The 14,593-nt window shown below is 56.6% G+C and carries 11 protein-coding genes; 10 read left to right on the forward strand and 1 reads right to left on the reverse strand.

The window, feature by feature from the left end; all coding sequences use genetic code 11:
* The first annotated feature begins 78 nt into the window (after positions 1-78).
* The 8 genes from dnaE to ispD all read left to right on the forward strand — a co-directional run bounded on the left by dnaE (position 79) and on the right by ispD (position 11,469).
* Complete coding sequence (gene dnaE / locus AP059_RS17460; RefSeq protein WP_059764540.1) at positions 79-3,600, forward strand: DNA polymerase III subunit alpha; 3,522 nt, start codon at positions 79-81, stop codon at positions 3,598-3,600.
* A 184-nt stretch (positions 3,601-3,784) separates the two neighbouring features.
* Positions 3,785-4,732 carry an acetyl-CoA carboxylase carboxyltransferase subunit alpha gene (locus tag AP059_RS17465; RefSeq protein ID WP_048400000.1) on the forward strand — a complete coding sequence of 316 codons (948 nt, stop codon included), beginning with the start codon at positions 3,785-3,787 and terminating at the stop codon, positions 4,730-4,732.
* 68 nt (positions 4,733-4,800) lie between these two features.
* On the forward strand, positions 4,801-6,117 hold the full coding sequence (gene tilS, locus AP059_RS17470; protein WP_059764542.1) for a tRNA lysidine(34) synthetase TilS: 1,317 nt from the start codon (positions 4,801-4,803) through the stop codon (positions 6,115-6,117).
* 272 nt (positions 6,118-6,389) lie between these two features.
* The gene (locus AP059_RS17475; RefSeq protein WP_059764544.1) at positions 6,390-8,021 is read left to right on the forward strand and encodes a CTP synthase; all 1,632 of its coding nucleotides are present in this window, start codon (positions 6,390-6,392) and stop codon (positions 8,019-8,021) included.
* A 6-nt stretch (positions 8,022-8,027) separates the two neighbouring features.
* Positions 8,028-8,873 (forward strand): 3-deoxy-8-phosphooctulonate synthase, encoded by an 846-nt coding sequence (gene kdsA / locus AP059_RS17480; RefSeq protein WP_048363369.1) that lies wholly within the window; start codon positions 8,028-8,030, stop codon positions 8,871-8,873.
* A 153-nt stretch (positions 8,874-9,026) separates the two neighbouring features.
* Positions 9,027-10,316, forward strand: coding sequence for a phosphopyruvate hydratase (gene eno / locus AP059_RS17485; RefSeq protein WP_059764546.1), 1,290 nt, complete (start codon positions 9,027-9,029; stop codon positions 10,314-10,316).
* A 167-nt stretch (positions 10,317-10,483) separates the two neighbouring features.
* Positions 10,484-10,762, forward strand: a complete 279-nt coding sequence (gene ftsB / locus AP059_RS17490) for a cell division protein FtsB (RefSeq protein WP_048399993.1) — start codon at positions 10,484-10,486, stop codon at positions 10,760-10,762.
* Positions 10,759-11,469: a 2-C-methyl-D-erythritol 4-phosphate cytidylyltransferase gene (ispD, locus tag AP059_RS17495; RefSeq protein ID WP_048363372.1), complete on the forward strand. Its 711-nt coding sequence runs from the start codon at positions 10,759-10,761 to the stop codon at positions 11,467-11,469. Before ftsB ends, ispD begins: the two co-directional genes overlap by 4 nt.
* 80 nt (positions 11,470-11,549) lie before the next feature.
* Here the strand turns inward: ispD and AP059_RS17500 are convergent, their stop codons facing one another.
* Positions 11,550-12,446: a LysR substrate-binding domain-containing protein gene (locus AP059_RS17500; RefSeq protein WP_059764548.1), complete on the reverse strand. Its 897-nt coding sequence runs from the start codon at positions 12,444-12,446 to the stop codon at positions 11,550-11,552.
* Positions 12,447-12,554: 108 nt separating this feature from the next.
* On the opposite strand from AP059_RS17500, the gene AP059_RS17505 reads away from it, so the two are divergent.
* Positions 12,555-13,667, forward strand: a complete 1,113-nt coding sequence (locus tag AP059_RS17505; protein WP_059764550.1) for an S-(hydroxymethyl)glutathione dehydrogenase/class III alcohol dehydrogenase — start codon at positions 12,555-12,557, stop codon at positions 13,665-13,667.
* 51 nt (positions 13,668-13,718) lie between these two features.
* Entirely contained in the window at positions 13,719-14,564 is an 846-nt protein-coding gene (gene fghA, locus AP059_RS17510; protein ID WP_059764553.1) for an S-formylglutathione hydrolase, read from the forward strand.
* Positions 14,565-14,593: the final 29 nt, after the last annotated feature.

Here is a 14,593-nt window from a genome sequence, read left to right on the forward strand (position 1 = left end):
CCTCAAGGCTGATGTTTTTGCCAAGGCCCGGTACAATCCGGGCCTTGTTGTTTCTCAAAGCTTATAGACAGGATCACCATGCCGGCTTCATTCGTTCACCTGCGCCTGCACACTGAATACTCCCTGGTCGATGGCCTGGTGCGGATCAAGCCGCTGATCAAAACCCTTGCGGGCATGAACATGCCTGCTGTGGCGGTAACTGATCAGAACAACATGTGTTCATTGGTCAAGTTCTATAAAGCGGCCATGGGCGGCGGAATCAAGCCAATCAGCGGCGCGGATTTGTGGCTGTCGAACAAAGATCCGGAAAACCCCTTGAGTCGCATCAGCCTGTTGGCGATGAACGGCGTGGGTTATCGCAACCTGACTGAACTGATTTCCCGTGGTTTTATTGATGGTCAGCGCAACGGTCAGGTCATCATTGAGCGCGAATGGGTGGCTGAGGCGTCTGAAGGCCTGATTATGTTGTCGGCCGCCAAAGAGGGCGAGATCGGTGTCGCGCTGATCAGTGGTAACACTGAAGAGGCCGAGACCCTGGCCCGCGAATGGATGGATGTATTTGCGGATCGTTTTTATCTGGAAGTGCAACGCACCAAGCGTCCCAATGATGAAGAGCACCTGCATGCTGCGGTGGCATTGGCCGACAAGATCGGTGCACCGTTGGTGGCCACCAACGATGTGCGCTTCATCAAGCAACAGGATTTTGAGGCGCATGAAACGCGCGTGTGCATTGGTGAAGGGCGTGCGCTTGATGACCCGCGTCGCTCAAAAAACTACAGCGATCAGCAATACCTGAAAAGCGCCGAGGAAATGGCTGAGCTGTTCAGCGATTTGCCCGAAGCACTAGAAAACACGGTCGAAATCGCCAAGCGCTGCAATATCGAAGTGAAGCTGGGTAAGCACTTTTTGCCTAACTTCCCGATCCCCGATGGCATGACCATCGATGAGTACTTCCGCAAAGTGTCGTTCGATGGCCTGGAAGAGCGCCTGAGCGTCTTGCTGCCCAGAGACACCACTGAAGATTACGACGCCAAGCGTCAGGTGTACGTCGATCGACTGAATTTCGAGCTGGATATCATCATCCAGATGGGGTTTCCAGGTTACTTCCTGATCGTAATGGACTTCATCCAGTGGGCCAAAAGCAATGGCGTACCAGTGGGGCCGGGCCGTGGGTCGGGTGCCGGGTCTCTGGTGGCCTATGTTCAAAAGATCACGGACCTTGACCCGCTTGAATATGATCTGCTGTTCGAACGATTCCTGAACCCGGAACGGGTATCGATGCCCGACTTCGACGTCGACTTCTGCATGGATGGTCGGGACCGGGTCATTGAATACGTGGCCGAGAAGTACGGCCGCAATGCGGTAAGCCAGATCATTACCTTTGGTTCGATGGCGGCCAAAGCCGTTATTCGAGACGTGGCGCGGGTGCAGGGCAAGTCTTACGGCCTGGCAGATCGTCTGTCGAAGATGATTCCGTTTGAAGTCGGCATGACACTTGAAAAAGCCTATGAGCAGGAAGAAATCCTGCGCGACTTTATCAAGGTCGATGAAGAAGCCGCCGAAATCTGGGACATGGCGCGCAAGCTTGAAGGCGTTGTGCGTAACGTCGGTAAGCACGCGGGTGGTGTGGTCATTGCGCCGACCAAACTGACCGACTTCTCGCCGATTTATTGCGACGAAGAGGGCGGTGGTCTGGTCACCCAGTTCGACAAGGATGACGTCGAGGCCGCCGGTCTGGTGAAGTTCGACTTCCTGGGCTTGCGCACGCTGACGATCATCGATTGGGCGCTCAAAACCATTAACCGCGAGCGTGCCAAGATCGACGAGCCGGCGCTGGATATCGCCTTTATCCCGCTGGACGACAAGCCGACGTATCAATTGCTGCAAAAGGCTGAGACCACAGCGGTGTTCCAGCTTGAGTCGCGCGGCATGAAAGAGCTGATCAAAAAGCTCAAGCCCGACTGCCTGGAAGACTTGATCGCACTGGTGGCCCTGTTCCGTCCTGGCCCGCTGCAATCAGGCATGGTTGACGACTTTATCAACCGTAAACACGGTCGCGCCGAATTGGCGTATCCGCACTCGGATTACCAGTACGAAGGCCTCAAGCCGGTATTGGCCCCGACCTACGGCATCATTCTGTATCAAGAACAGGTGATGCAGATTGCACAGGTCATGGCCGGTTATACCCTCGGCGGGGCTGATATGTTGCGTCGCGCCATGGGTAAGAAAAAACCCGAAGAAATGGCCAAGCAGCGCGGTGGTTTCATTGAAGGTTGTGCCAACAACAACATTGATGCTGACCTTGCCGGTAACATTTTTGACCTGGTGGAGAAGTTCGCCGGTTATGGCTTTAACAAATCTCACTCGGCGGCATATGGCCTGGTTTCGTATCAGACCGCATGGCTGAAGACGCACTACCCGGCGCCGTTCATGGCGGCGGTACTTTCGGCGGACATGCACAACACCGACAAGGTTGTGACCTTGATCGAAGAAGTGCGCACGATGAAGTTGCGTCTCGACGCACCGGACGTGAATGCCTCCGAATACAAGTTCACGGTAAACGACGAAGGTCGGATTATTTACGGTTTGGGCGCTATCAAGGGCGTGGGTGAAGGCCCGGTCGAGGCAATTACCGAGGCGCGACAGGAGGGGCCCTTCAAGGATCTGTTCGATTTCTGTGCCCGGGTTGACCTCAAGCGCATCAATAAGCGCACCCTTGATGGCTTGATCCGCAGTGGGGCACTGGACCGTCTGGGGCCTTGCTTCCATGACGAACCCAAGGCTTATCAGGCCAGCATCGATCAGAACCGTGCAATTCTGCTGGCCGCTCTGGAAGGCGCGATAAAGGCGGCAGAGCAAACCGCGCGTACCCATGACAGTGGCCACGATGACCTGTTTGGTGGCGTGTTTGTCGCAGAAGATGCTGATGTATATGTCAACCATCGCAAAGCCAAGGAGCTGACGCTCAAAGAGCGACTCAAGGGTGAGAAAGACACGCTGGGCCTTTACCTGACCGGCCACCCGATCGATGAATACGAAGGCGAAATCCGTCGTTTTGCCCGCCAGCGCATTATCGACCTCAAGCCTGCTCGCGATACGCAGACGGTTGCCGGCATGATCATCGCCCTGCGCGTCATGAAGAACAAAAAAGGCGACAAGATGGGCTTCATCACGCTTGATGACCGTTCGGGCCGCATAGAAGCCTCCTTGTTTGCCGAAGCGTTCCATTCTGCGCAATCGCTGTTGCAGACCGATGCGATGGTGGTCGTCGAAGGGGAGGTCAGTAATGACGACTTCTCCGGCGGCTTGCGTCTGCGGGTCAAGCGGGTGATGAGCATGGAAGATGCGCGTACCAGTTTGGCCGAAAGCTTGCGCCTGAAAGTCAACCACGCCGCCCTCAAAGGTGATCAGTTACGTCAGTTGGGCGATTTGCTGAAGAAGCACCGCGGGGCTTGCCCAATAACGATGGAATATACGGGGGGCGATGCCAAGACGATGTTGCAGTTCGGAGAGAGCTGGAGAATCGATCCGGCAGACAGCTTGATTCAAGCCCTGCGTGACCAGTTTGGGCGAGACAACGTCTTCCTCCAATACCGTTGACGGCCAGGGGCGTGACACGCGCCCTGACCTCGACCCTAATTTTTAATCTCGACCTGAGAGCGCCTGTCCCTTAAGGTAGGCGCGATACAGATCAACCGGCTGCCCCAGTCTGTTTGGATGCACCAGCAAATGCTGGGCCTCAGACCTTCTGGCATGCTTTGCCGCCGACCCAAGACGGATGCTTATGAACCCGAATTTTCTTGATTTCGAACAGCCGATTGCTGACCTGCAAGCCAAAATCGAAGAGTTGCGCCTGGTCGGTAATGACAATTCGCTGAACATCAGCGATGAAATCTCTCGCCTGCAAGACAAAAGCAAAACGCTGACTGAAGATATTTTCGGCAAGCTGACCAGTTGGCAGATTGCCCGCCTGGCCCGTCACCCGCGCCGCCCTTACACACTGGACTACATCGACCACATCTTCACTGAGTTCGATGAGCTGCACGGCGACCGTCACTTCTCGGACGATGCGGCCATTGTGGGCGGCATTGCGCGTCTGGACGATCAGCCGGTGATGGTGATCGGTCATCAGAAGGGCCGCGAAGTACGTGAAAAGGTGCGCCGTAACTTCGGCATGCCGCGCCCTGAAGGCTACCGTAAAGCTTGCCGTTTGATGGAAATGGCCGAGCGCTTCAAGATGCCGATCCTGACCTTTATCGACACGCCGGGCGCGTATCCGGGTATCGATGCTGAAGAGCGCAACCAGAGCGAAGCCATTGCCTGGAACTTGCGTGTCATGGCGCGCTTGAAAACCCCGATCATCGCCACTGTTATCGGTGAAGGCGGTTCAGGCGGTGCGCTGGCGATTGGTGTGTGCGATCAGTTGAACATGTTGCAGTACTCCACTTACGCCGTGATTTCGCCAGAAGGCTGCGCGTCGATTCTGTGGAAAACCGCCGAAAAAGCGCCGGATGCAGCCGAAGCAATGGGCATTACCGCTGAACGCTTGAAAGGCCTGGGCATTGTCGACAAGGTGATTGGCGAGCCTTTGGGTGGCGCTCACCGTGATCCTGTGGCCGCGTCTGCCAGCATTCGTGCAGATCTGATTTCTCAGCTGGATATGCTGAAAAAGCTGGATCACGAGACGCTGCTCAAGCGTCGTTATGACCGTTTGATGAGCTACGGTCTCTGATCTCTGATTAAGGTCGGCCCCCACCCTGGCCTCTCCCTCGGGGAGAGGGCCAAGGTGAGGGGGCTTTAATGTCTGACATCTCGGCTTTGCTTGTACATGCCCTCAACCCCTGGCGTAAGGCCAAGGCCTGGCATGTCGCGCTCTCCGGTGGCCTCGATTCCACTGTTCTGCTGCACCTTCTCGTACAACTGCGTAAAACCCATGCACTTCCTGCGCTGACTGCGATCCATGTTCATCATGGCTTACAGGCAATCGCTGACGCGTGGCCAGCACATTGCCAGGCGCTGTGTGACGGGCTGGGCGTGCCGTTGCAGGTTGTTCGCGTACAGGTGCGCGCAGGGTCCAGTATCGAGCGCGCGGCGCGGGAGGCGCGTTATCAGGAGTTTGCGGCGCTCACCCAGGCCGACGAAGTGCTACTGACAGGCCAGCACCGTGACGATCAGGCTGAAACCATGCTGTTTCGCTTGCTGCGCGGGGCGGGTGTGAGTGGGTTGGCGGGCATGCCGCGTCAACGCCGTCTGGGTGACGGGGATATGTGCCGACCGCTGCTGGATGTAAGTCGTACAGCGCTTGAGAATTATGCGCACGCCCATGGCTTGAACTGGGTTGAAGATCCTTCCAATGCGCACAGCGACTTTTCCCGCAATTACTTACGCCATGAAGTGCTGCCGATCCTGACCCGACGCTGGCCGCAAGCTGCCGCGACATTGGCGCGCAGCGCAGCACACTGTGCCGAGGCGCAAGGTTTGCTGGATGAACTGGCCGGGCAGGACCTGGGCGGCGCCCGTACCGACACCGCATTTGCATGGCTTGGCCTGCCTTCGTTGGAACTTGCGCCCATTGCCCGTTTGTCGCCTGCCCGCCAACGCAATGCTTTGCGTCATTGGCTGGCTCATTTGAGTCGTATGCCTGATACCGAGCATTGGGCGGGTTGGGAGGTCATGCGCGATGCGCGTGACGATGCGCAGCCGATCTGGCGTCTGGCCGATGGCGAGCTGCATCGGGCGGGCGGTCGAATCTGGTGGTTGTCCGGCGAGTGGTTGCAATCCCCGTGCGCGCCACTCCAATGGCTGCATCCAGAAGCGCCTTTAGCGTTGCCTGGAAATGGTCAGTTACGTTTGATTGGAGATGCCCCGCAGGGTCCCTTGCAGGTGAACTATCGTTTGGGAGGCGAAGTGATGACGTTGGCGCAACGCGGCCGTCGTGATCTCAAACGCTTGCTCAACGAGCGGGGAGTGCCGCTCTTCGCCCGTGGCAGATTGCCGCTTGTGTACTGTAATGAGCAGTTATTGGCCGTGGCAAACGTCAGTGGACTGGACTCCAGCCCCTGTGGGCGCTGGCAATTGCAGTGGTTGCCAACTTCAAGCGATCAAGGTTTGAGCTGAAAGGGGCTTTCCGGTAGACTACGCTCCCTTCTTGATACAGCTTCTGTAGATTCACCGGAATTACAGAAGCTGCCGATTACCAAGCAGTCTTTGCTGGGCGATTTTAAAAAAATGTGTGGCTTGTATCGAACCGATGATTGCCATCGGTCTGTTTCAACGCAGCAGTTTTTCGAAAGGTGCACTGTGACTAATGCTGGTGATTGGGGGCTTCGGCCTTCCTTCGCTTTCCCCGGCGGCTCTGACCGCTTTAACGCAGACTTCTAGGGTTTTTCATGACGCGCTACATCTTCGTCACGGGCGGTGTTGTTTCTTCATTGGGGAAAGGCATTGCCTCGGCTTCATTGGCAGCCATCCTGGAGGCGCGGGGACTTAAGGTCACCATGCTGAAGCTGGACCCCTACATCAACGTTGATCCGGGCACCATGAGCCCGTTCCAGCACGGTGAAGTGTTCGTCACACACGACGGCGCCGAGACCGACCTGGACTTGGGTCACTACGAGCGGTTTATCCGCACGACCATGACCCAGAACAACAACTTCACCACGGGCCGTGTTTACGAACACGTTCTGCGCAAGGAGCGCCGTGGTGATTACCTGGGGGCAACTATCCAGGTAATTCCGCACATCACTGACGAAATCAAGCGTCGAATCATCAAGGGCGCCGGCGATGCCGACGTAGCGATGGTTGAGATTGGCGGCACTGTGGGTGACATTGAGTCGCAACCGTTCCTCGAAGCTATCCGTCAACTGCGCATCGAAGTAGGCGCCAAGCGCGCCATGCTGATGCACCTGACACTGGTTCCGTACATCGCCACCGCTGGCGAAACGAAAACCAAACCTACGCAACACTCGGTTAAAGAACTGCGTTCTATCGGCTTGCAGCCAGATGTACTGATCTGCCGCTCCGATCACCACGTTGATGTGTCCTCGCGTCGCAAGATCGCGCTGTTCACCAACGTTGAAGAGCGCGCGGTGATTTCGCTGGAAGACGCCGACACCATCTACAAGATCCCGGGCATGCTGCACGCTCAGGGTCTGGATGATTTTGTCATTGAGCGTTTCGGCCTCGAATGCAACAGCGCTGACCTGTCCGAATGGGACAAAGTGGTCGACGCCAAGCTTAATCCGGAGCACGAAGTGACCATCGCAATGGTCGGCAAGTACATGGAACTGCTGGATGCCTACAAATCGCTGATTGAAGCGATGAGTCACGCCGGTATTTCCAACCGTACCAAGGTCAACCTGCGTTACATCGACTCCGAAGACATCGAAAACAAAGGCACTGAACTGCTTGAAGGCTGTGATGCCATTCTGGTTCCGGGCGGCTTCGGTCTGCGCGGCGTCGAAGGCAAGATCACGGCGGTTCAATATGCACGCGAAAACAAGGTGCCTTACCTGGGTATCTGCCTGGGCATGCAGGTAGCGGTTATCGAGTTCGCACGTAATGTGCTGGGCTGGAAAGACGCCAACTCCACTGAGTTCGATCGCAGCAGCGGCCACCCGGTTGTCGGCTTGATCACTGAGTGGGAAGACGCCACGGGCGCTGTTGAAACCCGTACCGAAACCTCGGATCTGGGCGGCACCATGCGTCTGGGTGCGCAGGATTGCCAGCTTGCAGCCGGCTCCAAGGTGCACGACTGCTACGCCAAAGACGTAATCGTTGAGCGTCACCGTCACCGTTACGAAGTGAACAACAACCTGCTGCCTCAGTTGATGGAAGCTGGCTTGAAAGTCACCGGTCGTTCTGGCGACGGCGCGCTGGTAGAAGTGGTTGAAGCCCCGGATCATCCTTGGTTCGTGGCGTGCCAGTTCCACCCGGAGTTCACCTCGACGCCACGTGATGGCCACCCACTGTTCACCGGTTTCGTCAAAGCGGCACTGACGCAACACGAGAAAAAGGCGTAATTGAGCATGGCGCAAAAGATTATTCGTGTAGGCAATATCGAAATTGCAAACGACAAGCCAATGGTCTTGTTCGGTGGCATGAACGTGCTGGAAAGCCGTGATATGGCCATGCAGGTGTGCGAAGAGTACGTGCGGGTTACCGAAAAGCTCGGTATTCCTTACGTGTTCAAGGCCAGTTTCGACAAGGCCAATCGCTCCTCTGTCAGCTCTTACCGTGGCCCCGGCCTGGAAGAGGGCATGCGGATTTTCCAGGACATCAAGGCAGCCTTTGGTGTGCCGCTGATTACCGACGTCCACGAGCCTGCGCAAGCAGCCGTGGTCGCCGAGGTTTGCGACATCATCCAATTGCCGGCGTTCTTGTCGCGCCAGACCGATCTGGTGGTGGCCATGGCCAAAACCGGCGCCGTGATCAACATCAAAAAAGCCCAGTTCCTCGCCCCACAGGAAATGAAACACATCCTGAGCAAGTGCGAAGAAGCGGGTAATGATCAGTTGATTCTCTGTGAACGTGGTTCCAGCTTTGGCTACAACAACCTTGTGGTCGACATGCTGGGCTTCGGCATCATGAAACAGTTCGAATACCCGGTCTTTTTCGACGTGACCCATGCGCTGCAAATGCCTGGTGGTCGTGCCGATTCAGCCGGTGGTCGCCGTGCCCAGGTCACTGACCTGGCCAAGGCCGGTATCAGCCAGGGCCTGGCGGGCCTGTTCCTTGAGGCGCACCCGGACCCGGACAACGCCAAATGTGATGGCCCTTGCGCCTTGCGTCTGGACAAACTGGAGCCGTTCCTGGCCCAGTTGAAGTCGCTGGATGAGTTGGTTAAGAGTTTTCCTGCAATAGAAACCGCGTAACCCTCGATTCTCCGGTAAAGTACCGCACGATTTCTCGGGCCTCAGGGTCCGAGCCTTATCGTCCGCAAGGCTGCCTGTAACTCGACCCTTGCCGGCGATGACCAAATTTCCCTCAGCTGCGTCGTTTTCGTCAACTTTGGAGTATTTACAACAATGGCAAAAATCGTCGACATCAAAGGTCGTGAAGTTCTCGACTCCCGTGGCAATCCCACTGTGGAAGCGGACGTGCTTCTCGACAACGGCATCATCGGCAGCGCGTGCGCGCCGTCCGGTGCTTCTACCGGCTCCCGTGAAGCACTGGAGTTGCGTGATGGCGACAAGAGCCGTTACTTGGGCAAAGGCGTGCTGAAAGCCGTTGCCAACATTAACGGCCCTATTCGTGATTTGCTGCTGGGTAAAGACCCGGTTGATCAAAAAGCACTGGACCACGCGATGATCGCGCTGGACGGTACTGAAAACAAAGGCTCGCTGGGTGCTAACGCGATCCTGGCCGTCTCGTTGGCAGCTGCCAAAGCGGCTGCTCAGGACCAGGACCTGCCGCTGTACGCTCACATCGCCAACCTGAACGGCACACCGGGTGTTTACTCGATGCCGGTTCCGATGATGAACATCATCAACGGTGGTGAGCACGCCGATAACAACGTCGACATTCAAGAGTTCATGGTTCAGCCAGTCGGCGCCAAGACCTTCTCTGACGCGTTGCGCATGGGCACCGAAATCTTCCATCACCTCAAAGCTGTGCTCAAGGCCCGTGGCCTGAACACCGCAGTGGGCGACGAGGGTGGTTTCGCACCCAACCTGGCCTCCAACGAAGATGCACTGAAAGTGATCTCCGAGGCAGTCGCCAATGCCGGTTATACCCTGGGCACCGACGTGACCCTGGCACTGGATTGCGCAGCCAGCGAATTCTACGAAGACGGTAAGTACAACCTGTCGGGCGAAGGTCAAGTCTTCAACTCCGAAGGCTTTGCTGAATACCTGAAGGGTCTGACTCAGCGCTACCCGATCATCTCCATTGAAGACGGCCTGGACGAGTCTGACTGGGATGGCTGGAAAATCCTGACCGACAAGATCGGTGAGAAAGTGCAACTGGTAGGTGACGATTTGTTCGTGACCAATACCAAAATCTTGAAAGAAGGCATCGATAAAAAGATCGCCAACTCGATCCTGATCAAGTTCAACCAGATCGGCACCCTGACCGAAACACTGGAAGCCATCCAGATGGCCAAGGCGGCGGGTTACACCGCTGTGATCTCGCACCGTTCCGGCGAAACCGAAGACTCCACCATTGCCGATCTGGCTGTGGGCACGTCGGCGGGTCAGATCAAGACCGGCTCTCTGTGCCGTTCGGATCGCGTGTCCAAGTACAACCAATTGCTGCGTATCGAAGAGCAGTTGGGGGCGAAAGCCAAGTACAACGGTCGCAGCGAGTTCCGCGGTTAAGCGTCTGGCGTAAAAAAACAGCAGGTTGTGTCGGAAAATTCGCCACTGTGAGTTTTTTGACACTAATCTGATGCTTCTGTATACAAGCCTGGTTCGTCCAGGCTTTGTACTATTCGTTGTTTATGTTTGTCGGCATGGCTGTCTTTTCACTGGATACCTGATATTCGATGCGCAGTCCCAATTGGTTGTTCCTTATCTTGCTCTTGCTGCTGGCTGGCCTACAGTATCGCCTGTGGGTGGGGAATGGCAGTTTGGCGCAGGTTACCGACCTGACTCAGCAAATCGCCGATCAGCGTGCTGAAAACGAAATATTGCTGGAGCGTAATCGCGTACTGGATGCGGAAGTGCTTGAGCTGAAAAAAGGCATGGAGACCGTTGAAGAACGTGCTCGCCATGAATTGGGCATGGTTAAAGAGGGCGAAACCCTCTACCAGTTGGCTCAATGAGTGTTTCAACTACGGCCTTCTGGGCCGTGATTCCTGCCGCGGGCGTCGGAGCCCGTATGGCCGCGGACCGTCCCAAACAATATTTGCAGTTGGGCGGGCGCAGTATTCTCGAACACAGCCTTGGCTGTTTCCTTGATCATCCGGGCCTTAAGGGGCTGGTGGTCAGTGTGGCGTGTGATGATCCTTTTTGGCCGTCCCTACAGTGCGTGGCTGACCCGCGTATTGTTCGGGTTGACGGCGGACGTGAGCGTGCCGACTCGGTGCTCAATGCGCTGCTGCACTTGCATGCACAAGGCGCCTCTGACGATGACTGGGTGCTGGTGCACGACGCTGCGCGGCCCAACCTGTCCCGCGAAGACCTGGATAAATTGCTGAGTGAACTGGCTGATGATCCCGTCGGCGGTTTGCTGGCGGTGCCCGCTCGGGACACGCTCAAGCGTGTCAATAAGAACGGCCGCGTGGTGGAAACGGTTGATCGAAGCCTGATTTGGCAGGCGTACACGCCGCAGATGTTTCGCCTTGGCATGTTGCACCGTGCCTTGGCCGATAGCCTGGTGGCGGATGCCACGGTTACCGATGAGTCGTCAGCGATGGAGTGGGCCGGACTTGCTCCGCGCTTGATCGAAGGGCGCTCGGACAACATCAAAGTCACTCGCCCTGAAGACCTTGAATGGCTGCGTTTGCGTTGGGGTCGCACGCACCCTTAGTTGCTGGCGAGGTACGATCGCTGCGCAATCTATCGCAGTCTTCGTACCTCGACAGCGACGACAGAAACCTTGCGCAGTGCCTAGCTCAAATACTCCTCGCGCTGCGCCAACCCTTCCTTCAAGTAGTCCACCAATTTTCTGACTTTGGGCGATAAGTGCCGTTGTTGCGGATACAGCGCCCAGACGGCGGTATTGGGCGGTTGATGCGATTCAAGCAGTGACACCAGCGCCCCCGTTTTCAGGTGTTCCAGCACGTAGTAGTCCGGCAATTGGCATAACCCCGTGCCAAATAGCGCTGCATCCAATACCGCCTGTCCACTGTTGCAGCGCCAGTTGCCTTGCACGCGTTGCGAAAATTCACGTCCGTCTTGCTGCAATTGCCACATATCCGAACTGCCAATCAAGCAGTTGTGGCGACTCAATTCAGACACGCTGTGGGGGCGACCATAACGTTCCAGATAGGACGGCGAGCCACACAGATACATGCGTCGTGGGGCCAGTCGCGTGGCAACCAGTCGTGAATCCTGGAGGCGACCCAGGCGAATGGCCAGATCGAGACTTTCGTGCACCAGGTCCAAAGCTCGGTTGCTCAGTTCGATGTCCACCCGCAGTTGGGGATAAAGCGCCATGTATCGCGTCACCAGCGGCACGATAAAACGCTCCCCGTAGGCCACGGCGCAGGTCATGCGCAGTAACCCTTTGGGTTCGCTGGCCAGATCGCCTATCGCGCGCAGCGCTTCTTCGCGTCCGTCTTGCAGGCGCTGGCAATGTTGCAGAAAGGTTTGTCCGGCCTCTGTCAGGGTCACACGTCGCGTACTGCGATAAAACAAACGTGTTTGCAGGCGCTCTTCCAGCCGGGCGACCTGACGGCTGATGTGTGACGACGACACGCCCAGTCGCTCAGCGGCAGCGGTGAATTGACCACACTCAGCGACCGCGACAAATTCGTCTATACCTTCCCAGCGGTTCTCGGTCATGAGTGATTGTCCCTGTCTGGCAATAATGTTTTGCTTTTGGCTGGATTATTAATCAGTCAGCGCTGTTTTACACTTCATGTCTTGTTTTTACTTTGCTGGAGACGATTGATGATCAAGTCACGTGCTGCCGTAGCCTTTGAGGCCAAAAAACCGCTGGAAATCGTTGAAGTGGACGTTGCCATGCCCAAAGCCGGCGAAGTATTGCTGCGCGTTGTGGCTTCTGGCGTTTGTCATACCGATGCCTACACCTTGTCCGGCGCCGACCCGGAAGGCATTTTTCCGTCGATTTTGGGCCACGAAGGTGGCGCTATTGTCGAAGCTATCGGCGAAGGCGTGACATCGGTTGCTGTCGGCGATCACGTCATCCCGCTGTACACCCCGGAGTGCCGTCAGTGCAAATTCTGCCTGTCGGGGAAAACCAACCTGTGTCAGGCGATTCGCTCAACCCAGGGCAAAGGTCTGATGCCTGATGGCACTACGCGTTTCTCCTACAAAGGACAGCCAATTTTCCACTACATGGGGACATCGACGTTCTCCGAGTACACCGTGTTGCCAGAAATCTCGGTGGCCAAGATTGCTAAAGACGCGCCACTGGAAAAAGTCTGCCTGCTGGGCTGTGGCGTGACCACCGGGATTGGCGCGGTGCTTAATACGGCCAAGGTCAAGCCCGGCGACACCGTGGCCATCTTCGGTCTGGGCGGCATTGGCTTGTCAGCCGTCATCGGTGCGGTGAAAGCCAAGGCTGCGCGCATCATTGCCATCGACATCAACCCGGCCAAGTTTGAAATCGCCAGGCAATTGGGCGCGACTGACTGCGTCAACCCCAAAGACTTCGATCGCCCGATTCAGGACGTGATTGTCGACATGACGGACGGCGGCGTGGATTTCTCCTTCGAGTGCATCGGGAATGTGCAATTGATGCGGTCGGCGTTGGAAAGCTGCCACAAGGGGTGGGGCGAGTCTGTGATCATCGGCGTGGCCGGTGCCGGTCAAGAGATCTCGACACGTCCATTCCAGTTGGTGACTGGTCGCGTCTGGCGCGGTTCGGCATTCGGTGGTGTACGCGGTCGCACCGAACTGCCGAGCTATGTCGACATGGCGCAGGCTGGCGAAATCCCGCTGGACACGTTCATCACCCACACGATGGGCCTGGAAGATATCAATAAGGCTTTCGACCTGATGCATGAAGGCAAAAGCATCCGCACCGTCATCCATTTCTAATCGACAGTGGCAAGCCTCAAGTATTTGGGGCTGGCCACCGGGAGTTTTCCCATGACACTGGAAAATATTTCCTGCCAGAAAAGCTTTGGCGGTTGGCACAAGCGTTACAAGCACCGTTCTGATGTGCTCGGTTGCGACATGGTATTTGCCGTGTATTTGCCACCCCAGGCTGAACACGGCGCCAAATTGCCTGTGCTGTATTGGCTGTCGGGTTTGACCTGCACTGATGAAAACTTCATGCACAAAGCGGGCGCATTGAAAATGGCCGCCGAGTTGGGGCTGATCATTGTGGCGCCCGATACCAGCCCCCGTGGCGAGGGCGTGCCGGATGACCCGAACGGGGCGTGGGACTTCGGGCTGGGTGCCGGCTTTTACCTGAACGCTACGCAGCAGCCCTGGGCGCAGCATTATCAGATGCACGATTATGTGGTGCAGGAATTACCTGCATTGGTTGAAGCGCATTTTCCGGCCTCTCAAAAGCGTGGCATCAGTGGCCATTCAATGGGTGGGCACGGGGCGTTGGTCTGCGCATTGCGCAATCCTGGGCGCTATCAGTCGGTTTCGGCGTTTGCCCCCATCAGCAACCCGATGGACTGCCCGTGGGGACAAAAAGCGTTCACTCACTATTTGGGTGAGGAACGTTCGCGCTGGCGTGAGTGGGACGCCAGCGTGCTGCTGAGTGAGGCGCGCGAACGTTTGCCCCTGTTGATCGATCAAGGTGATCGGGATGACTTTTTGACCGTGCAGCTCAAGCCTGAGGTGTTGCAAAAAGCAGCGCAGTTGGCCGATTACCCGCTCACCTTGCGTCTGCAACCGGGTTACGACCATAGCTATTTCTTCATCGCCAGTTTCATCGACGACCATTTGCGTCATCACGCCGACGTGCTATGCGCCTAATAGCGCCCAATGCGGGACAAAGTAGGTAG

The organism is Pseudomonas sp. TAA207 (genome assembly GCF_001529285.1).
In the GTDB taxonomy this organism is placed as follows: domain Bacteria; phylum Pseudomonadota; class Gammaproteobacteria; order Pseudomonadales; family Pseudomonadaceae; genus Aquipseudomonas; species Aquipseudomonas weihenstephanensis.